The sequence below is a fragment of the Nonomuraea sediminis genome (assembly GCF_018531495.1).
Classification (GTDB): Bacteria; Actinomycetota; Actinomycetes; order Streptosporangiales; family Streptosporangiaceae; genus Nonomuraea; species Nonomuraea sediminis.
This window is the reverse complement of sequence record NZ_JAHDTI010000017.1, coordinates 13,256-34,664: the sequence shown is the minus strand read 5'-3', so window position 1 is coordinate 34,664 and position 21,409 is coordinate 13,256. Positions and strand designations below refer to the sequence as shown.

Annotated in this window: 12 protein-coding genes and 1 pseudogene; 11 read left to right on the top strand and 2 right to left on the bottom strand. The window is 63.5% G+C overall.

What is annotated here, in order from left to right:
* Positions 1-402: 402 nt before the first annotated feature.
* The 3 genes from KIK09_RS48315 to KIK09_RS48305 all read left to right on the top strand — a co-directional run bounded on the left by KIK09_RS48315 (position 403) and on the right by KIK09_RS48305 (position 2,394).
* Positions 403-1,155, top strand: coding sequence for a hypothetical protein (locus tag KIK09_RS48315; RefSeq protein WP_214326324.1), 753 nt, complete (start codon positions 403-405; stop codon positions 1,153-1,155).
* Between the two features lie 170 nt (positions 1,156-1,325).
* Positions 1,326-1,784 carry a group II truncated hemoglobin gene (locus tag KIK09_RS48310; protein ID WP_214326323.1) on the top strand — a complete coding sequence of 153 codons (459 nt, stop codon included), beginning with the start codon at positions 1,326-1,328 and terminating at the stop codon, positions 1,782-1,784.
* 295 nt (positions 1,785-2,079) lie between these two features.
* Positions 2,080-2,394, top strand: coding sequence for a hypothetical protein (locus KIK09_RS48305; RefSeq protein WP_214326322.1), 315 nt, complete (start codon positions 2,080-2,082; stop codon positions 2,392-2,394).
* Positions 2,395-3,394: 1,000 nt separating this feature from the next.
* On the opposite strand, the gene KIK09_RS48300 is transcribed toward KIK09_RS48305, so the two are convergent.
* A complete protein-coding gene (locus tag KIK09_RS48300; protein ID WP_214326321.1) occupies positions 3,395-4,477 on the bottom strand; it encodes a cytochrome P450 in 1,083 nt (360 codons plus the stop codon).
* Between the two features lie 270 nt (positions 4,478-4,747).
* Complete coding sequence (locus KIK09_RS48295; RefSeq protein ID WP_214326495.1) at positions 4,748-5,185, bottom strand: very short patch repair endonuclease; 438 nt, start codon at positions 5,183-5,185, stop codon at positions 4,748-4,750.
* Between the two features lie 264 nt (positions 5,186-5,449).
* Here KIK09_RS48295 and KIK09_RS48290 point away from each other — a divergent pair, with 264 nt between their 5' ends.
* The 8 genes and pseudogenes from KIK09_RS48290 (at position 5,450) to drmB (ending at position 21,190) form a co-directional block, all read left to right on the top strand.
* Positions 5,450-6,547 (top strand): DNA cytosine methyltransferase, encoded by a 1,098-nt coding sequence (locus KIK09_RS48290; RefSeq protein WP_214326320.1) that lies wholly within the window; start codon positions 5,450-5,452, stop codon positions 6,545-6,547.
* A gap of 104 nt (positions 6,548-6,651) precedes the next feature.
* A pseudogene (locus KIK09_RS60860) lies at positions 6,652-7,074 on the top strand (hypothetical protein); the annotation flags it as partial.
* A 17-nt stretch (positions 7,075-7,091) separates the two neighbouring features.
* Positions 7,092-7,970 (top strand): restriction endonuclease, encoded by an 879-nt coding sequence (locus KIK09_RS48280; protein WP_308164745.1) that lies wholly within the window; start codon positions 7,092-7,094, stop codon positions 7,968-7,970.
* Positions 7,971-8,200: 230 nt separating this feature from the next.
* A complete protein-coding gene (locus KIK09_RS48275) occupies positions 8,201-9,181 on the top strand; it encodes a NaeI family type II restriction endonuclease (RefSeq protein WP_214326317.1) in 981 nt (326 codons plus the stop codon).
* Between the two features lie 811 nt (positions 9,182-9,992).
* On the top strand, positions 9,993-14,708 hold the full coding sequence (locus KIK09_RS48270; protein ID WP_214326316.1) for a DEAD/DEAH box helicase: 4,716 nt from the start codon (positions 9,993-9,995) through the stop codon (positions 14,706-14,708).
* Positions 14,705-16,222, top strand: a complete 1,518-nt coding sequence (locus KIK09_RS48265; RefSeq protein ID WP_214326315.1) for a nuclease-related domain-containing DEAD/DEAH box helicase — start codon at positions 14,705-14,707, stop codon at positions 16,220-16,222. Before KIK09_RS48270 ends, KIK09_RS48265 begins: the two co-directional genes overlap by 4 nt.
* Entirely contained in the window at positions 16,219-19,395 is a 3,177-nt protein-coding gene (locus tag KIK09_RS60390) for a helicase-related protein (RefSeq protein WP_214326314.1), read from the top strand. Before KIK09_RS48265 ends, KIK09_RS60390 begins: the two co-directional genes overlap by 4 nt.
* A complete protein-coding gene (gene drmB / locus KIK09_RS48255; RefSeq protein WP_214326313.1) occupies positions 19,376-21,190 on the top strand; it encodes an MrfA Zn-binding domain-containing protein in 1,815 nt (604 codons plus the stop codon). The genes KIK09_RS60390 and drmB overlap by 20 nt, the downstream gene beginning before the upstream one ends.
* The last annotated feature ends 219 nt before the right edge of the window (positions 21,191-21,409 follow it).

The following is a 21,409-nucleotide window of genomic DNA, read 5'->3' as shown; positions in this document are numbered from 1 at the left end:
CGTTCCATTGGGGCTCTCCACCGGGAAGATGATTGGAGCGGGGTTACGGCCCGGCACCCGCTGCCCCGTACCGGAGAACCTGGCCAAGAAGCAGCAGCCCTAGCCGTGGCCATCCAGCCGACTCCACTGGGCCGGCTGATCCCTCACCTTGTGGTTGATCTACGGCGGAGAGGGCTGGCGAGTGGGCGTGCCCATCCCTGGAGGAACCGGTGGAAGTCACTCATCCAGTTTGGCGCTGCCGTTGAGTGGTGGCAGAAAATCGCGTTGAGAGCGCCAGACGAAGCGCGCTTGCATAGGACATGAGCAAAATCATGGTGAACCGTGCCAGAGCATAAGCAGCCGCGGCCGTCCAACGCCCGTGAGGCCGGTGATCGCCTCAAACTCCATCGGAACCTCGTACGCATGGATGGCCGGGACTACCGGTTGATCACTCTGCGCCCCGGGACCCGGGCCCGATTCTCCACGAACTTCTACCACGACACCTGGCACATCCTCTCCGACCCGCACGGCACCCTCCTGCTCAGCCGCCTCCTCTGGGGCCTGTCCTACCAACGGCAACCCGGCACCGTCGTCCTCATCGACCGCCGTTTCATCGACCCGAACCCTTTCGACGCCGAACCGGGCGACCCCATCGCACTGATCCCCGCCAACCTGACCCACCTGCCCGCGCGAACCGCAAACCGACTCAGCCGACTTGTGGTCCCACCAGCCGGGACCATCCGCTGGCACACATGGGGCCTGGACTTGGCCGCCCACGAGTGGCGCACGCAGCGATCGGCCGGCACCTGGTGGCGCCACTTCCACCCCGAACCCGACGCCCGCAGAGCCGAGATCACCCAGCAGGGCAACCTGCTGAGCCTGCGCGCCTCACCATCGCTCCTACGCCAATGGGCTGTCCACACGACCACCATGGGCGACTACTCACACCACGGCATGTCCTACACCGAACTGCACGGTCCCCGCTGGGAACTGTGCCGCGCCGACGGCGAGGTACAGACCTTCACCGACTACCACCAGCAGGTATCGGTCGCCAAGATCTCCCGCCGCGAGCTCCTGGCCACCGCCGATACGCCCACCCATCCGGAAGACATCTGCCCCCTCGTATGGAGCCACAACGACGCCGTCCGAAGCCGTCGGGTCCGAGCACCAGCCTGAAACGCATCATCCCCGCGCTGTCGGCGGCCTCCGCCATCCCACACGTGGCGGCCCCGCTCGGGCCAGGAGCATTGCGGTGGCCTTCAACCGTGACCACTTGCGGAGGGCCTCCGAAGCAGCCGACCTGAACCACGTGTGGTCCTTGCGCCACCCCTGGCATCCTCAGAAGCATGAAGAGCGTGTACGAGGCCGCAGGTGGCAGCCATGGCCTGTTCCGCCTGGCCGAGGCGTGGCACTCAAGGGTGATGTCCGACGACGTGGTCAGCCACGCATTCAGCCACGGATTCCACCCACAACACACCGAGCGACTCGCCGCCTACTGGTCCGAGGCCCTCGGCGGACCAACCGCGTACTCCAGCATCTACGGGAACGAGACATCAGTCGTCCGACTCCACAGCGGCAACGGCGAACACGAGGAAATGAACCATCGAGCAATCGTGTGCTTCGACCAGGCCCTGGAAGACGTAGGCCTGAACACGGACGAGCCACTCCGCCAGGCATTGCACGACTACTTCACCTGGACCACCACAACGACAATGTCGCGCTACCACGAGTCCGCCGACGATGTCCCAGACGACCTGCAGATCCCCCGATGGTCCTGGGACGGACTGCAGCATCGAGGAGCGTGATTGCGGATTAGCAGGCCCAAACCGGACGATTGCCCTAGCCTGAACCGCGATCGTCGCGGCGGTCGGTTCTACGACCCTGCTCCGGATGATCAGGGCGACATCCCACTTACAAACAGTGCCCTGCTCCTGTCAGGCGTGATTATGTGCGGTCTCTAGCGTGAGCTGCTCATTCCTGGCGTTGGTCTGAGGCACGTTCGTGCAGAGGGCTAATTCAGGGATCTTGATAGGAGCCTGTCTCCGGGTCGCCGTAGTTAGCGGCAAGATTACTTTCCGTGTCAGGCGCTAACGTGGCGTGATGCACCCCGAGGACCCTCCCTCTCCCGGCCCTGACGCTGTTGAGGATCCGCCCCCTGCCACGCCAGCTGCTGAGGCTGGATGCGCATGCCTGTCCATGGTGTTGACCTGCGGCATGGTGATCTTCTGTGTGATCGCTGTGGCTGCTGACCTGGACAATGCCGGAGTGATCTGGCTCTTCGCTGGAGCCTTTGTGGGCACGCTCGCCGCCCTAACCGCCGGGTCAGGCCACCAGGACGCCGCAGCACTCAGCGGTATAGCCGCAATCGCACTGGTAGGGGTGAGCATTGCCACCTTCCTCGGCTACTACTTGTGATTTCCTATGCGCGCATGACAGCGGCCGGTTGACATCCGAGGCGCATTGCGGCCGCGAGCTCCAGGTCTACTGCGGCAGCCGCGACGGCGGCGATTGCGATCTGGTCGGTCGAGCGTGTGCTGGTGGGCCTCACGGAGGATCGCCCGTATCGCCGCACGCTGTACCCGCCTCTCGACATTGTCGCGCTGCCGAACGGCGGCGGCCGTTTCCCGTACACAGGCCCGCAACCCGCCCTGTCGCCTGGGCATTACTGACCACGGCTGTGGCAGAGCACCACCAGTAATCGCATCACCATGCAAGCACCTGCAACGCTGGGCGGGTGCAGACAGCCCGGCGATCGGGCGTCGGACCCGCCAGTGGTGCGCCAATTGAGAAGGAGGCGTCGCCCCACGGCGCGGGCGAAAGCGCTGTCGAACTGCCGTGTGTTCGATCAAATGAGGCCCCCAACTTCACGGTGCGTGCTCGGTGCCAGCATTACTGCCTCCCCCGCGATGGGGCGCGGCATCGTGCGTATGCACGCTGCCTACCCGCGCCTCATCGACTCGCCCAAGCTCAGCAGGTACGGCCCCTGGTCCCACCGCGATAACCGCTGGCACGAGGTCCGCCTGCTCAGGCTCGGGGGAGGCTTCCAGGGGCGCGCTGCAGGAGGCGGTGGTGGCCGAACGGCACGCGACCTCCTTGATGCGGTGGCCAAGGTCGGGCGCAGGCGCGGTTCGCGCGCTGTTTGCCTGCGTCTACTACGCGACCCTTCGTCCTGAGGAGGAGGCGGCTCTCGGGGGTTGAGGAGTATGGCGTAGCTGCGGATGGTCGCCGCCCGGCCGTACGATCTGCGGCACGCGCCCGTCTCGCTCTGGCTCGACGCTGGGATGCCAGCGCTTGACGTGGCCAAGCGCGCTGGTCACGGCGTGTACGTCCTGCTCCGCGTCTGCGTCAAGTGCATCGACGCCCAGCGAGACCACATCAATGGAAAGATCAACTGACAGACTTTGCCCGCGGCGTGCTAAGTGATCAGGCGCATCCGCTGGATGTCGACCCCTACGGGGGAGATCGTGGCCTCCAGACCGTCCTCGGGCACGTGCCAGCGGCCGGGGAAGGCCTCCCGCAGTGCCTGGATCGCGATGCTCGCCTGGATGGTGGCCAGCCGGAGGCCCAAGCAGACGTGGATGCCCGTGCCGAAGGACAGGTGAGGGTTGGGATCGCGCGTGGCGTCGAACGTGTCGGGGTCGGCGAATACGAGTGGATCCCGGTTGGCGCGGCGGATGGAGGCCACGACCCGAGCGCCGGCAGGGAGCACTACGCCATCCAGGTTCACCCCGGTGATCGTGAAGCGCTCGATGGCGCTCACCGGCGGCACGTACCGCAGCACCTCCTCCACCAGGCCCGCTGCGGGCGCAGCGGGAAAGCGTTCCAGGCACAGCACCGCGTGATAGATCAGCCTGGTCGTTGTCTCGTGGCCCATGACGATCAGCGTGGTGACCAGATCGAGCAATTCGCTCTCGTCGAGCGCCGTCGCCAGGGCTGGGATCATGCCGCCGCCCGGGTCGGCGACCACCTCGCGAATATAGGTGCGCAGTTCTGCCACTTCTTCGTAGAAGCGTGCTCGCCGTACCGGATCCTCGGCGAAAGCGTCGGCGAACTCGGAGATGGTGATCGTCCAGCGGACGAAGTCGGCCCTGCGCGCCGGTGAGATGCCGAGCAGTCCGGCGAGCGTGGCGACCGTCAGTGGTGAAGCGAACGCGTCCACCACCTCGCCGGATCCGTTGGTCAGCAGCTTCCTCGCGGTCTCGGCGATGGAGGACTCCAGGGCGGACATCGCGCGGGGAGTGAAGGCCCTGGCCACCAGGCGGCGTAGCTCGTGGTGGCGGGGCGGGTCCAGCGACGGCAGGCTGCGCAGTACTGGGTTGTCGTGGTGAGGTGCCGGATGCGCGCTGTGGGCCAGTTCGTCGGAGGAGAAGGTGCCGTGGTCGCTGAGGATCCGGCGGACATCAGCATGCCGGGAAACCATCCACGCGCCGAACCGCTCATCGAAATGGATCGGGCCGGGCGCGGGTGGGCGGGCGAAGATACGTTCCTTGATGGACATGGGACACACCTTGGGCGAGTGGCCTGACAGATCGCTGCCAGATCGCCGTCAGCCGCTCTGATCGGTGAAGCGGACCAGGACGAGCGCCGCTTCGCAATTGTCCATCGTCTGCTGCGACCGCTCCGCAGTGCGCCGCCTGACGGAAGGTGGCTGTGGAGGCCGACCCGCATACGGCCGCTTACTGCTCAACCTGCAGAAAAAGGATCACGCGAAGATCGATTCACACACTACATCCGTGGACGTGACCCCGGTGCTGAGCGAGCGCGTGGTTCATGCCCGCGGTGATGCACGGACTGTGTGCCCGGGCCGCATGAGTTCCTCGACGATGCGATCGGCTGCTTCCGACGGATCCTCATGCTCCCATATACGAATGACCCGCCACCCTGCCTGATGCAGGTGCTCGTTCGTGGCAACGTCCCGGGCGATGTTCTTCGCCAGCTTCTCTGACCACCATGTGTCGTTCGCAGCAGGACGTGTGGCGTGCTCAGGGCAGGAGTGCCAGAAACACCCGTCAATGAACACCGCGACCTTAGCTCGTGTGAAGGCTATGTCGATCGTTCGGCGCTTCATGCCAGGTATTGGCCAGGCCACTCGGTACCGCAGCCCACGAGCGTGCAGTAGCTTCCGCACGGAGGTCTCAGGCGCGGTGTCCCTGCGACGCTGCTTGCTCATCCGCGCCGACACGCCGGCCGAACTGGGAGAAGGCATGGGGGCCACGGAATAACGGTATATCTCGTCGGCAACCCCTGACGCCACTGTGCCCCCGGCGACCGAGGCGCGGCGGTCTTCGCAGCAGTGCCAGGAGCAGAGCCTTCAAGCTGGTCAGGTTCAGAACGCATCGTCTGTGACTCTCCATACTGTCGGTGGCCGCCAGTACGCTGTGTGCGCATCGGCCAGCTTGCTGCCTCTGGTGCCAACCGATCATGGTGACTGTGGCAGCTTCGTCCCGCACGACACACCAGTGGAGACCAAGTGCACCCTGCCAAGATTGTTGACTTGTTCGCCGGTCCTGGTGGGCTCGACGTGGCAGCGGAGAAACTCGGTGTCATGACGGTGGGTGTGGAATGGGACGCCTCGGCTTGTAAGACGCGCCGGGCCGCCGGCCTGGACACGGTGGAAGGCGACGTGCGTAGCTACGGCCCTTCCGACTTTCCTGAAGCGGACGTACTGGCGGGAGGCCCACCGTGTCAGACCTTCACCGTCGCAGGCACCGGAGCCGGTCGCAGGGCACTCGATGAAGTATTGCGCTTCGTCAAGCGTATGGTCGCCCGGGAAGATCGAGAAGAGATCGATCGAGATCTTGCCATGCTGGAGGACGAGCGAACCGGCCTGGTCCTGGAACCTCTCCGCTGGGCACTTGAAGCGATCGACGACAAGAACACTCCTTACCGGGCGATCGTTCTTGAGCAAGTCCCGGCCGTGCTTCCGGTATGGGAAGCCTATGCAGCGGCCTTGCAGGGCGAAGGTTATTCCGTGGACTGCGGCATCCTGCGTACGGAGGAATACGGCGTTCCACAGACACGTAAGAGGGCAGTACTGATCGCGCGCATAGGCGATGAACAAGTGACTCTGCCTCGGCCTACGCATCGGCCGTACCGCAAGGGAGTCCCGCGGGATGCCGGAGATCAGGAGCTTCTGCCATGGAGGACCATGGGAGAAGTGCTTGAACGACAGCAGAAATTCCAAGTGATCTCGAACTACGGCACTGGCGGTGACCCTAAAGCTCGCGGTCGACGCGCCTCCTGGGAGCCCTCGGCCACGGTAACCGGAAAAATCTCCCGCAACCGTGTCGTCTCCTTGGACGGCGCTGAACTGGAACGCTTCTCCCTGGCGGAAGCGGGCTGTCTCCAGACCTTCTCTGTCGACTATCCGTGGTCCGGAGGGGATGTGAGCCAGCAGATCGGAAATGCTGTCCCTCCTCGATTGGCCATGCACATCCTTTGTGTTGCATTCGGCTGGAATCCCCCAGACGATGACCTGCTGCAGAGCCTCAGGACCTGGAGGTCTGTAGAAGCTTCAGAGTCGAAAGACATCGACAATGCCGTCCTGGCGGAAGTGGAATATGCCTGATTTTACCGGGTGTACTTCTGGCGATTGCCGCCTCTCAATCGGTTGAATCTGGCTGGATCGAGCCGGATCTACCTACGCACGTAGCATTATCTTGAGCCCGATACATGTGGAGGAACGCTATGGTCGGCGGACAACTGCGTGTGGGGCAGGTGTTCCGGTATGCCAGCGGCAAGGACCCCGTACCAGCACTGTTAGACGACTACGACAATTTTCACCATGCGACCCATTCACCTGGTTCGCCGCGTGCATTGCTGGAAAAAGGCATCAACGGAATGGCAAAGGTCGTCGGGCCTGACAGAACACGCCGGCCCGCAATCTTGATTCGGTCAAGTCCGTGGAAGGCAAGCTCTACGGAGACTCCCTGGCATGACGTGTTCGACATGGACCATGGCCACGTCCGATACTTCGGCAATCACAAAGCAGGGCAGAAGGTCGCTCCCGGAACAACCACAGGCAACGCTGCGCTGCTGGAAGCGTTCAACGGTCATCAGGCTGCGACGCCGGCAGAGCGCGCAGCGGCAACACCGCTGTTGTTGCTCCGGCTGTGTCGCGCAATGGCCGGCCGAAGGGATATGTGGAGTTCTGCGGGCTCGGTCTGGTGGAACGCGCAGAGCGAGTGGTGCAGTGGGGAGGGCCGAAGCACACGACCTTCACCAACTACGTCTACGACATCGCGCTGATCGATCTCACGGACGAGGGCGATGCGGTGTCCTGGGACTGGATACACGCCCGGCGAGACGCATCGCTTACCGCGGCTCAGGTCCTTACGGCAGCTCCACGTGCATGGCGGACGTGGGTCAAGGATGGCAACTCAGCGCTCCCGCGACTCCGACGCCGTGTTGCCAAGGCTCGGATCACCAAGGTAAAGGACCAGAGGCCAGTCGCAGGCAGCCCAGAGGCTACCGACCTCAAGGCGGTCTACAAGCGCTTCGCCGGCAACAAACATGACTTCGAAGCCGTGGCAGCCACCGTGGCTGCTCGTGTACTACGGGGTTCTGATCAGCGCTACACCGACGGCTGGCTCACCCGTCGATCTGGCGACGGCGGTGCCGATTTCGTCGGTCGCCTCGATCTGGGCAGCGGACTTGCCGGCACCAGCTTGGTCGTGCTTGGGCAGGCCAAATGCATCAAACCCGACAGCCTAGTCTCTGCAGAACAGATTGCCGGAGTGGTCGCAAGACTGCGCCGCTGCTGGATCGGCGTCTCCGTCACCACAGGCTCGTATTCTGAACCCGCCCAATTGGAGATGGTCGAAGATCAGCACCCGATCGTCCTGATCAACGACATGGATTTGATCAGGGAACTGCGTGCTATCGCCCGCGACGACCACGGTGGTGACCTGTCGGCATGCCTCGACCACATCATCGCGAGCACAGCCACAACGATCACCAATCGTCGTCCTGAGGAGATCCTCCTCGAGTGAACGTCGGCGGCGGTGTGCAGCACTTCCATACAGCCACATCGATCTGAGGCATCACGCTTCGATCCATGGGACGGCGCCCGCCCCGAGGCCTCGCCTTGGAAGCTGAGGGAAGAGCGACGAACGGCCGGCTCCCAGCGGACAAGGCATGCTCCACTGAATGGTGAATTGTCTGTTCGAGACCGTGGGGATCAGGTCTACAGAGCTTCTGATAAAACCCCTAGACTCCGCCTGTGGCCGACACTCTTGATCTCCAGTTCCCAGAGCCCAAGCCTGCGCGAGGAGAAGCCGCGGCCGGTTCCGCGGGCGACCAGGCACTTGACGCGGTGGAGTCTTGGTTCCGCAGCCAGTCGAAGATGGAGGAGCGCTTCGGTCAGATCTTCCGTCAAGCCATCGACGAAGTCCTCGACGGGCAGCGCACTGCGCGGTTCGACATCTACGCCGACGGCGTGGTGGCGAAGACCGAACGGACGTACTTGGGTACCAAAGTTGAGATCATCTGCCAGGACGAGTTTCACCTGGACCGCGGGCGGAAGATGGATTATTCCGTCGCTGGATATGACGTGGATGCCAAGTTTTCGATGCGCGCGCTCTTGGGGCAGGAGATTCCTCGCGAGGCGGTAGGTCACATCTGTTTAATCATGCATGCCTCCGACAAGACCGCAGAATTCTCGGTTGGACTCGTACATGTGACGCCGGAGATTCTCAATGCGTCGTCGAACCAGGACGGCAAGAGGACCATCAGCGCGATCGGCCGTTCTCGTGTTCGATGGTTGGTGCGCAAGGGAAAGCTTCCGGAGAATCAACTGCTGCGGCTGCCGCCGGCTGCCCTGCGCGCGATCTTCGATCCCGCCCTGTCCAAGCAGGAACGTGTCAATCAGCTTTTCCGTCTCGTGCAGGGCAGAATCATCTACAGGCGAACTGTGACGACAGTAGCGCAACAGCACGACGGCCCGAAACGCGTACGCGATGCGAGACTGGCGCTGGCCGTCCAGGGAATCATCATTCTCGGCTACCGCGACGGCCATCCCGAGATTGCACGCGCTCTCGAACTCGCGATTCCCCGACAGAGCGAGTGGATCAGTGCGCGCGTAGTGCCTCGCCCGCTTGGGGACACCCGCCCTGCGGCCATGATTCAGGGCGGGTATTACGTTCAGGCGCGCCACGACGAGGCTTCTTGTCCCGTCACGCCTCGCTATGGCATTGGGGAGTGATTCCTGCCGACAGAGCTGTACGCTTGACATTTTCGGCAGGGATTGTTGGATGGAAATGCTGGCCGTGGTTGCGGAATGATGTCCACGGGAGCGCTGACCGCCGTTGCCGTCCGTCGATTGATCGTCCCGTAAGAGAGTCGTGTGAGTTGCGGCGGGAGCCATGTTTCTTGATGCTGCCTTCTGGGCGATATGAGCAGAATCAACATCGTCTTCGGACGCATTGCAGCGTGCAGGCTAATGAAGCAATGCATGGCAGGCAACCGACGCTTGATTTGATCCCGACTCAGTCAGGGCACGGCTGTTTTGCGTACATCTGAGAGTCGGTATCAGTGGCGCAGGGCTGCCCCGGGAAGGGGCAGCCATTTGGAACCGTCTGTGAAGTTTTGCCCTGGATCGCTTCTGTAAGGATCCCGCTTAGTCCTTTGCGTCCTGCCTCTGGGCAAGCATCGGCCTTGGCTCGGTAGCGCGATTGCTGTGCCCGAAGCGGTCGGGAGGTTCACGCGGCCGATCGGCGGGGGAGCATCGAGAACCGCGGAGATAGGCGTCGTCGACAGTAGCGGGCGGCGTGCGCCTAGGACGTGTGATTGCTGGCACTAGAACGGGAGGATTTTTCGTGTTTGCCACCACGGAGGTAGTCGGGTCTATCATTGCGCCGGTGATGTCGGCGACACCCCCTCGTGACCATAGGTCTGATCTGACCGCTCTATGTGCGATGCGGCATGAATGCGGCAGTGGGTGTGCCAAGCGTATTTTGTGATGCCGAGGGTGGCGGCAGCCTTTCAGGGCCAGACGAGAGAGGCGTGAGGTCGTAATGGCGAGGCGGCAGGACTGGACCCCGGATGTCGGACTCATACAAGAAGTCGAGAAACAGTTCGATCGAGCGATCGCGTCGTACCAGGCAAATCCCAACCTCATCACCGAGCATGCGAACCACGAAGAGTCGATCCGGGTCGGTGGGTACGCCAACCGCACGCTCCTTGAGCTGGTGCAGAACGCGGCGGACGCAATGTCCGGTGGGCACCTGGACCATTTCGGCGTGGGGCGGGTGGAGATCGTCCTCGACATGCGGTCAGCGACGCTGTACTGCGCCAATGCTGGACGCCCGTTCTCAAAGAGCGGCTTGACGTCGATCGCACACGCCCACCTCAGCGGCAAGCGCGGCGACGAGATTGGGCGCTTTGGACTGGGCTTCAAGTCGGTCCTGGCGGTGACTGATGCCCCGCAGGTATACAGCCGATCGGTTTCCTTCGAGTTCAACTCGGACAAGGCAAAGGCGGCGATCGGTGCTGTCCGAGCGCCTATGAAGAGGCTCCCTGCGCTGCGGACCGCCACCCTGATCGATGCTGAGGCAGCGTTCGAGGAAGACCCGATGCTCGCCGAGTTGGCCGAGTGGGCGACGACGGTTGTCAAGCTGCCACGAGCTTCCAACTTGGAACGTTTAAATCGGGAGATCCGTAAGTTCCGGTCGGAATTCCTCCTGTTCGTCACGGAGGTGCGCGAGGTGCGGCTTCGTGTCATCGGGGCCGAGGAGTCGTACAGCACGAGCCACATATCCCGAGACCACGGCGACGGTTGCTTCAGGATTGAGCGCCCGGACGGGTCCGGCGACGAGTGGGTCGTGGAGCATCGGATGCACTCTCCGTCCCATGAGGCTCGGGCCGAGGTCGGAGAGGCGGTTTCGCGGGATCAGGTCAAGGTCACAGTTGCGATGCCGTCCCGCCAGGCTCGGCTCAAGACCGGAGAGTTCTGGTCATACTTCCCCTTGCAGGACGAGACCACTGCCTCGGCGCTGTTCAATGCCCCCTGGAGCGTCAACGACGACCGGACGACGCTGCTCAAGAACACCTACAACCGGGAAATCCTGAAAGCTCTCTCCGAGATGTTCGTAGGGATGCTCCCCAAGGTCGCGTCGAGTGACGACCCTGCCGCCCACCTTGAGTACATGCCTGCGCGTGGTCGTGAGGCACTCTCGTTCGGTGACGACATTCTCTCCACACATGTGCCGAGGATCGCGGCCCAGCGTGAGATTGTTCCAGACGCGACGGGCAGACTGAGGATCGCTGGAGAGCTTCGCCCGCTCGACTTCATGGTCAGCGGTGTCTCGGAGCAGGACCACAAGGACTGGATCAATTCCCCGAACACGGGCGACGACGTCCCGCATTGGCGCTGCTACGCCATCCAGCAGAGAATCGCCCGTCTGCGGCAGCTCTGTGTCTTCAGCGTCGCCGAGAAGTTGGAGATCAACGCCCGGGACGAGAAGCGAGCTCTTGAGGCAATGCCAAAACGCGGCATCATCACGTGGTTGCGCGAGTGGGCCGAGGGCACGGATCCTAGTTCGGCAGCGAAAGCCTTCGCCTTTGTCGTCAACCACCCGGCCATCGAGGGCATCCAGACCGCACGGGTGATCCCGACCACGGATGGTATGTGCGCTCTGAAGGACCGGAGCAACGTCTTCTTGAGGCGGGTCGACGACGTCGACATCGAGGGCGCACGGTTCGTCGCCGAGGACTTTCTCGCAATCCCGAAGATCGACGAGCATCTACGCCGTGAGGGGTTCCGCGACCTGGATCCCCTTGCCATCCTGCGAGCACGTCTCAACAAGCTCTCTGTCAACTCTGACGACGAGGCCCTGACCAGGTTCTGGGACGCGGTCCTCAACGTTTCGCCGTCAGAAGCCGTGAGGATGCTGTCGAAGGACACATCAGGACACATCAGGGTACCGACCCGTGACGGTAAGTGGTCATGGCCCAGCCAGGTCGTGGACATGGACGGCCTCGGCGATGAGTTCGGCGGGCGCCTGCTGGACCGATCCCGATGCGTCCCACAGGTGGCTCACGCAGTCGGCGTCGTCCACGACCCCGTGAAGGAGTACCCCACCGAGGACGAGGTCTTCTTCGGGGACTACTGCCGGTGGGTGAGGGACTTTCTCAACACCCGGCGAGGGCCGGGCGAACGGGAGATCGAGCGCATCGAGTTCGTCGAGAACGCGGGCCCTGGTCCGTTCTCGGTCCTCATCATGCTGCGGGACGCAGCCGCGCCCGATCAGATGCGAGAGAGATGGACGACGCAGCTGTTGGGGTTCGAGGATGAACCCTGGACCGTTGAGGACCTCGATTCCCGTCAGATCTATCGGGTGACCTCACCGCTTCGATGGGCGGTTGACCGAGCAGGCGTGCTTCCTTCGACCAGGGGCCGCAGATCTCCGCAGAAGATCGTGTCGGCAACCCTGGTCGAGTACGAGGACCTGCTTCCGCTGTACCGAGGTCCCCGACACGTCGAGCACAGACTGAACCTGCCCCGCGAGCTGGCTCAGGTGCCGTCGGACGTACTGCGGGAAGCTCTCGAGGCGGAGATCTTCCCACCACGCGTCAAGGACCACACCTTGACGGCGTTCGTCATTGCCGCGAGCAGACTCGTCTTCTCGCAAGGACATCCGTCACGCATCCCAGCCCGTCTCGGGCAGGGCGTCGAATCTCGGCGGCCGGACACGGTCTACATCGCGACCACCGACGAGGAGCAGCGCTTCCTGGCGTCTCGGCAGAAGCCTTATCTCAGGGCGAACAGTGACGAGGTCTCCACTCTGGTCGAGGTCGTAGGATGCCGTAGGTTCGAGGACAGTTTCTCCTTCTCCATGTTGATCGAGGGGCAGCAGGACGGTGAACGCATCATCGACCTGTACACGGGACTTCGCTCGACCTACGTGGCGGACAAGGTCATGAACGCCACGGTGGCGAGGGCGGTGCACATAGCCAAACGCGTGACCACCGAGGATGGCGTGGAGGACCAGTCGCTCGACAGGTACCTCGACGGATATGCGTTGACCGTACGGGCAGACCTCGGAGAGCGGGAAGTCCTGGATGTCGTCAACAAGGCGTTCGGCCTGGGATTGGACAACGCCCAGCTGAGCGAAGTACTCAAGGCAGGGCTGGACCAGCGTCTCGAGGAGCAGCGCCAAGCCGCCAAGGCGGCCGTCACCGATGTGGACCGTCTGGAGGTGTTCTTCGGGGATGACACTCTCCGGGAGGCGTTGCCCAAGGGCCTCTGGTCGGCACTCGAGAGACAAGGCCTGGTGAACGACGCGACCTCTGTCGCGGAACTCTTTCTCACCGTTTACAGAAGCGATTCGATTCGATTGCTCGCCGACCAGTTCCGCGGCGAGGGATATACGGACGTCCCCACGACGTGGGCTGGCGGGGCGCCGACGATCACTTGGCTTCGGAAGATGGGGTTCGGGGCCGAGTACGCCGGTCAACGGAACGAGCGTCAGGACGACGAGTTCGTCGTTCCCGGAGCCATCAAGCTGAACCCCCTACACGATTTCCAGCAAGACCTGAGCGCCCGTCTGAGGGACGTCCTGATCCTTAAGGAGCCGAACGGCAACGCGCTCAAGGCCATGGTCGAGCTCCCCACCGGCGCAGGGAAGACTCGCGTGGCGACAGAGACGGTGCTGCGGCTGTTCATCGACGGTGCCCTGAGCGGACCGGTGCTCTGGATCGCGCAGTCCGCCGAGCTCTGTGAACAGGCGGTGCAGACCTTCAGCATGGTGTGGCGCGGCCTGGCTGACGAACGACCACTGACGATCGGCAGGCTTTGGGAGAACAATTCGGTGCATGAGCCTGACACGCAGTTCGGCGTCGTCGTCGCCACAGATGCGAAGCTGGACAAGATCATCGACCGCCCGGAATATGCGTGGTTGAGCAACGCGTCCGTGGTGATCGTCGACGAAGCCCATCGCGCGGGTAGCTCTCCGAGATACACGAAAATCCTCAGATGGCTCGGTGTGGACGGGCGCAGTTGGGAGCGGCCTCTCGTCGGCCTCTCCGCGACGCCGTTCAAGGGTTCGGTGGGCAACGACACTCAGACGAAGGAGTTGGCTGCGCGCTTCGGACGTCGCATGATCAAGGCCTTTGAAGGGGGCGAGGCCTACCGGAAACTGTCCCGGATGGGTGTGCTCGCTCGCGTCCGGCACGAAGTGCTTCCGGGGATTGACGTCGTTCTGAACGCCGGCGAGTTGGCCAACGTTCGGAATCAGCGCAAGCTCGAACCACAGGTTCTCGATCGCATCGGTCGAGACCAAGCACGTATGGCGGTCCTCGTGGACCACATCATGCAGCAGGATCCGGAATGGCCGATCCTCGTGTTCACCCCGAACGTGCTGTCAGCACAGGTACTCGCGGCGACCCTGCGTTATCGCAAGGTCGAGGCCGCCGCGGTGAGCGGCCAGACCGGTCGGCAGGAGCGTCGGGAGGTCATCGAGCAGTTCAAGTCGGGAGAGATCCGTGTGCTCGCGAACTGCGACCTGTTGATCCAGGGATTCGACGCTCCTGGCGTCCGTGCTCTTTACATCGCGCGCCCGACGTTCAGCCCGAGCGCTTACATCCAGATGGCAGGGCGTGGTCTTCGCGGCCCGGAGAACGGCGGCAAGGAGGAGTGCCTGATCGTGGATATCGCCGACAACTTCGGTGCGGTCAACGACTTCCTCGGATATCGGGAGTACGAACAGCTCTGGCGGGAGCACGGCGCATGATTCTTGTTCCGGACCTCGCAGACATCGAGGCGACGGCCACGAGCGGTGCCGAGCGCCGTGTCGCGCGTGTCCTGAGTGCGATCGAGGGACCAGAAGGAGCCGTCGCGTTCCACTCGGTCTCGCTCCGAACCCACGAGACCAAGCAACAGGCGGAGGCGGATTTCGTCGTCCTGTGGGAGAACGTCGTCATCCTGGTCGAGGTCAAGGGCGGGGGAGTGAGCAAGCACGACGGCCTCTGGTACACCGTCGACCGACGCGGCGATTGGAAGAGGCTTCGTGAATCCCCGATGCGGCAGGCCCAGTCGGCCATGCACGCATTACGAGCGATCTTCACCGAAGAAGGCATCGGTTGGTACGCAAGTGAGGCAGTCGTCATCACGCCTGACATAGATGCCCCTCCTCCGACCGTCGAGTGGAAAGGCAGCCACTGGTGGGCCAAGGAGGAGATGACCGTCGCGGCCATGACCGCAGCGTTCAAGACCGTTGTCGGTGGAACGAGAACGGCGCCGCATGGAGTGAAGATCGCGCGTCCCGACCTCTTGCGAGCGCGTCTTTTCGGCGAGTTCACACGGGTGCCGGTGATCGACGCTCAGCGCGGGGCCGTGATCGAGGAGCAGAACCGCGCGACGGACGACCAGGCGCGTGTGCTGTCCGCGCTCGCACGCAACCAGCGCATGATGGTGATCGGAGGGGCGGGTACCGGGAAGTCCCTCGTGTTGGCCGAGGCCGCGAAACAAGAGACCGGCGAGGGTAGATCCGTCCTGATCACCTTCCACTCGCCGGCATTGGTCGGCTTCTTCTCACCACGCATCACAGGCCGTGCGATCGACCTACGCCCCTTCTCCGAACTCGACGGAGAGAAGAAATACGACGCCGTTCTCGTCGACGAGGCGCAAGACCTCATGAACGCCGACGGGATGGACGCGCTGGACGCCGTCATCAAGGGAGGACGCGCGAAAGGACGCTGGCGGATGTTTCTCGATCCCAACAACCAGGCGCATGTGGACGGCTCCTTCGACCAGGATGTCTACGAACTTGTGTCAGACGAGGCGTTGCTCCTCGACCTCAACCGCAATGTCCGCAACACCAGGGCGATCGTCCACGTCGTCCAGGAGTACCTGGGGGCTGACATCGGAGATCCTGGAATCGTCAATGGTGAGCGAGTGCAGTGGAGATGGGCCGACGCGGAGGCCGATGTAGCCGCCGCGGAGAGCGTGGCACGTGAGCTCGTCGACGACGGCGCCCGTCGTGAAAGCATCTGGATCATCAGAGCCATGTCCGACGCCGCTCCCGTTCGGAGTGCCGCAGGTTTCACCGTGACCAGCCCACGCTTTGCGAAGGGGCTGGAGGCGGAGCACGTGATCGTCTGCGACCTGCCCGAGGTGTATGACGAGCACGGGCTCGCCGGGTTCTACGTCGCCGTCACCAGACCACGGGTCACGCTGCATGTCGTTGCCTCCAAGAACGACAAGCAGCGGCTCCAGGAACTCGTCCGGAAGCAGGTCGGGAAGTGAACCTCACCGAGGCACAGAGTGCCGCACTGCAGCACCTCCGGGACACCTACGTCGGGCCGGACGGGGGGCAGGAAGAAGTGACCCGCAACCTTCCGCATCGGCAGTACGCCGTCGGGATGTTGTTCCCCGCCCCTCCGGAGGCCGATAGCAGGCCTCAGGCCGAGCCCGAGGACGAGGTCTCGGCGGACGTACCGGAGGGGGATCTCGAGGAGGACGGTGCCGCGGTTCCGTTGGCCGAGGACTGGCGCCCTTCGTCCGTCGCGATCTCCTTCGTCACCGACGGCGCCTCAGTGGAGGCGAAATTCTCGTGCGGTACGTACTCGCAGGAGTCGGTTGACGGGCCGCCTAAGTGGCGTCGTAGGCCGTTCGCCTCGGGCAAGATCTTGCTTACGAGAGGCTGGCGTCCGGAGCTTCTCACAGTGGGCGACGTGCCCGTGGAGATCGGGTCGCGCTGGCGCGACTTCAGAGGGAACTCCCTGGTCACGGTTCATGTCAGGGTGATGTCTGAGTCCACCGGAGACGATCGTCTCGACATCCCTCAGATGCTCTTCCAGGTAGGGCTGTCAGTCAGTCCAGCCGCGGGTGCGCAGTTCATGGAGTATGACACCACCCGTTTGTCCGGCGGGGATCAAGAGACGGCCGAACTCCGGCTCAGGTACCGCAACCGCAAGGTCTACGCGGTCGGTCACGGGATGGCCGCCGATTGGGATTTCACGGACGGTCGCTGTACTGAGGTCTTCCTCGATCCGGTACCGGCCTTCGTCGTCCCCGCTGTCGAGACCACGGGCTTTGCGAAGGGCACTCCTGAAGCGGAGTCCTTGGAGCTCGCACATCTCATGAGATTGGATTCGGACCCGGAGCCGGTGCTCCGGTCTCTGGATGCGTTCGCCGATGCGTTCGCCGAGTGGGTGGACGAACAGACATGGCGGGCTGAAGGGTTCGGTGACGAGGCCGGGGTCGCTCGGCGAATTGCGGGCCGCTCCCAGGACGCGGTCGAGCGGATGCGGGCAGGCGTGGCGCTGCTTAGTGATCCATCTCAGGGACGCCTTCGTACGGCATTCGCTCTGGGCATGGCGGCGATGCGTCTGCAGATGTGTCAGTCCTCGATCAACCGTGGTGGTCCTGAGGCCGGTTCGGAGGAACCACGTTGGAGGCCTTTCCAACTCGGGTTCCTGCTCGTCTCGCTCGCCTCCACAGTCGACGAGAAGCATGGTGATCGTGACCTCGTCGATCTCATCTGGTTCCCGACTGGCGGTGGCAAGACCGAGGCGTACCTAGGTCTCGCGGCGATTGAGATCTTTCGCCGGCGACTGGTTCACGGCACGGCGGGCGGCGGCACCGCCGTGATCACCAGATACACACTCCGGCTCCTGACGTCCCAGCAGTTCCAGCGAGCGGCAGCGCTGATCTGTGCCATGGAGTTGCTGCGTGGCACAGATCCTCGGGTGAAGGGTATGACGCCCTTCACGATCGGCCTGTGGGTGGGGAAGGATGTCACTCCCAACAGCCGCTCGGAGGCGAAAGCGGCGCTGGACCGGTTGTTGAAGGCGGCACGACCTGAAGAGGCCAATCAGTTCCAGGTGGAGAGCTGCCCCTGGTGCCTGACACCGTTGGTGCCCAAGTCCAAGAGCACGCAGTCGAAGGATTACGGCATGCGCCTGCTCGGCAAGGACATCGTGCTGCACTGCGTTGACACCTCGTGTCGATTCAGCGACGAACTGCCGCTCGCCGTCGTCGACGAGGTCCTGTACGACGATCCGCCCACGATCCTTCTGGCGACCGTCGACAAGTTCGCCCGCCTCCAGTTCAAGCCCACGGCGGGAAGGCTCTTGGGCCTCGGAACCACGTTCAAGCAGCCCTCCATGCTCATCCAGGACGAGCTCCATCTTCTGTCCGGGCCGCTGGGCACCACCGTCGCGGTGTTCGACGCTGTGATTCAGCTCCTGCTGAGCCGGATGGGTACGAGTCCTAAGATCGTCGCCTCCACCGCGACCATCCGTGCTTCGGACGAACAGGTGCAGGGGCTGTACGGGCGCAAGGTCGCGCACTACCCGCCGTCCGGGCTCGACGACGACCGGACTTTCTTCTCTCGGCCTGTCACGAACGAGGAAGGGCGACTCTACATCGGGCTCATGCCTCAGTCGGTGTCCCAGCCCTCGGCCGTCATCTCCGCGGTCACCCCGCTCATCGAGATACCCGAGGTCCTCTCCGCCCGCGGCGACACCGTCGTACCCAAAGACGCCTACTGGACGCTGGTCATGTACCACAACTCTCTCCGGGAACTCGGACGTACCGGAACGCTCGTCGTCGACGACGTGCGGGCCCGACTCGAGCCCCGCGCGGAACGTCTGGGCCTGCCGTCGCGAATGGTCAGGGCGGAGCGTGTGCTGGAGCTGACGAGCCGAAGGGGAGCGGAGCAACTGCCGAGCGACCTTCGAGCGCTTCGGGTCCGTGTGGACGAGTCCTCGGAAGCAATCGACGTCGTCCTGTCGTCGAACATGCTCTCCGTCGGCATCGACATCCCCAGGCTCGCCCTGATGCTCATGGTCGGGCAGCCGAAGACGACCGCGGAATACATCCAGGCGACGAGCCGTGTCGGACGTGGCGACACCAACGGCATCGTGGTGACGCTCTTCAGGTCGAGTCGTGCGCGGGACCGGTCGCACTTCGAGACCTTCCGTGCATACCACGAGGCGCTCTACCGCAGCGTCGAACCGACGAGCGTGACTCCCTGGTCGTTGGCCTCGCGGGAGCGCTCGCTGGCCGGGGCGCTCGTGGCGCTGGTGCGGCAATCGTTCGCCCCGCTGGCCGACAATGACACAGCAGGACGGTTCGACCTCGATGACATGGCACTCAGTGATGCTATGGCGGATATTGTCGACCGCTTCCTCGGATATGTGGCTCGGGCCGACGACATCGAGGCGGAGGAGACGCGACAGGCGGCCTGGAGCCTTCTGCGCGACTGGGACCGTCGAGCGAGTGCGGCCCGCGAAGCGGACGAGACGCTGGGCTACGAGCGGTCAGCCAAGATCGAAAAAGCGCTGGTCAAGAGATTCGGACAGCTCGCGGAAGGCTGGCTCGTCGGCGACTCGATGAGGTCGGTCGAACCGAACGTGGCCGTGAACGTCCAGGAACCTCAGGAGGAGGTGCACCGTGGAGAAGATCAGGCATGACCTGCGGTTGTCGGAGACGATCACACCCTTCGGTGTTGGAGCGATCGTCGACATCCGAGGTGAGTCGTTGATCGCGCCGGACACCTCGTGGTGGGACAAGAAGTACGCCCATGAGATCAGCTGTGAGCGACTCCTCGCCAGGCTCGGCGCGGGAGTTCTCAGGCAGCCGCCGACTCATGCAGGCCATGCGGGGAAGGACACACCGGCACTGCTCTACTGGCGCTTTCCCGCCTGGCGGTTCTGCGAGAGGTGCTCAAAGCTCTCCAAGCTGACAGGGAAGAAAAAAGGTAAGTGGAGCAACACCTGTGAGTGCGGAGGGTTCCTCGTCCCGATGCGCTACATCGCGATCTGCGAACAGGGCAGTCACGCCCAGGACGTCCCGTGGTTCAAGTGGGCGCACAGGGGCCACGGTGCGACCCTCGACGAAGCTGTTCGCTTCTGTAAGGCCTATAAGGAGCTCCGGTTCGAGAGGGTGTCCGGTCAGGGCGAGGGCCTGGCCTCCCTCCGGGTCAAGTGCTACGGATGTGGGCACAGCCGTTCTCTGGCGGAGCTCGTGACGAGGGATACCCTGCACCGCGACGGCCTCCACTGTGTCGGTCGGCAGCCGTGGGAGCCGGAAAGTTCCGTGAAGAAGCCGTGCAACCATCGTCTTGTAGCGGTCCAGCGGGGGGCGACAGGGAACTACATCGCCGATCGGATCTCCGCGCTCGACATCCCCGAAGAACGCCCGCAGTCTGCGGAGATCGCCGACAAGATCCGTGGTCATGTCTTCTTCGAGAAGCTCATGGCGGACAACGGCGGACCTCAGGCGGAGGTGATTGCGGGATGGATAGCCGGCGAGCTAGGCGTGTCTCCGGAGACCGTGCGCGAGGTCGCGGCAGGAGACGAGGCCTCGGCTGACGACGTGCTTCTCGACCTCAAGGATGGGGAGTGGGCCGCTTTCTTGAAGAAGCTCGAGGGTGGACGAGACCGTACCGGTGGGGACTTCGTCGTCGACGGATGGAGCCGGGACACAACCTCGGGACCGGAGAGTCTCGTCAGCCGGATCGCTGGTGTCGGACAGGTGCACCGGGTACGCGAGGTGACTGCCTTGCGGGGCTTCAGGCGCCACAGCGCGGAGGCCGATCTGATCACTGCTGATCTCGGACCGAAAGGGTTCCCCACCTATCCGGCGATGGAAATGTTCGGCGAGGGAATCTTCCTGAGGTTCGATGAGGACAAACTCGCACAATGGGAGGCGCAGCCGGGCGTCCAGGCGCGGGCAGGCATCCTCCTGAAGCGCCGCGCGGGCACGCCATGGGCGGACCGGCTCGACGTTCCGGAGCCGCGCTACATCGCTCTGCACACGTTGTCGCACCTGCTCATCCGCAGGCTGGCGTTCGCCAGCGGATATGCATCAGCGTCGCTGCGGGAACGGATCTATGCGAACTCCGACCGGAAGGACAAGACTGCCGGGATTCTGATCTACACCGCGGCAGGAGATGCTCAGGGAACCCTTGGAGGACTAGCTCGGCTGGGACATCCTGGGAAGCTGATCCCGCTGCTCGTCTCAGCGCTCGACGACGCGGATGTCTGCTCGAACGACCCGGTGTGCATCGAAAGAGACAGGCAAGGTTCGTCCCAACTCAATTTGTCTGCATGCCATGGTTGCTCGCTTGTGAGCGAGACCTCGTGCGAGACCGGCAACAGGCTGCTCGACCGCCAGCTGGTGCTCGGAGGAGGAAACGTCGTCGGTTTTTGGGACGGTGTTCTGGCAGAAGTACGCCAGGCAACCGTTACAGCACGATCGGAGTGAGAGCCGCGCACAAGGGGTGTGAATGGGCTGGGCACGCTTGGAAACGTGGGTACGACGCGGAGGAATTACCGAACCCTCGGGGGCGGGTCCGGTCTTGCCAGCAGGCGCGAGGGGTTGATCGGCAATGAGCGCCAGAAATCGAAGGCGTTGCGGCGGTCTAACGTGCCGAGTATTTCTGATGGGCAACCCAGTCCTTTGTGCTCGTGCAGCACTGGAGGA

Coding starts and splice junctions, on each gene's coding strand:
- KIK09_RS48315 (WP_214326324.1), top strand. CDS start 403: ATGGATGGCCGGGACTACCGGTTGATCACTCTGCGCCCCGGGACCCGG.
- KIK09_RS48310 (WP_214326323.1), top strand. CDS start 1,326: ATGAAGAGCGTGTACGAGGCCGCAGGTGGCAGCCATGGCCTGTTCCGC.
- KIK09_RS48305 (WP_214326322.1), top strand. CDS start 2,080: ATGCACCCCGAGGACCCTCCCTCTCCCGGCCCTGACGCTGTTGAGGAT.
- KIK09_RS48300 (WP_214326321.1), bottom strand. CDS start 4,477: ATGTCCATCAAGGAACGTATCTTCGCCCGCCCACCCGCGCCCGGCCCG.
- KIK09_RS48295 (WP_214326495.1), bottom strand. CDS start 5,185: ATGCCTTCTCCCAGTTCGGCCGGCGTGTCGGCGCGGATGAGCAAGCAG.
- KIK09_RS48270 (WP_214326316.1), top strand. CDS start 9,993: ATGGCGAGGCGGCAGGACTGGACCCCGGATGTCGGACTCATACAAGAA.
- KIK09_RS48265 (WP_214326315.1), top strand. CDS start 14,705: ATGATTCTTGTTCCGGACCTCGCAGACATCGAGGCGACGGCCACGAGC.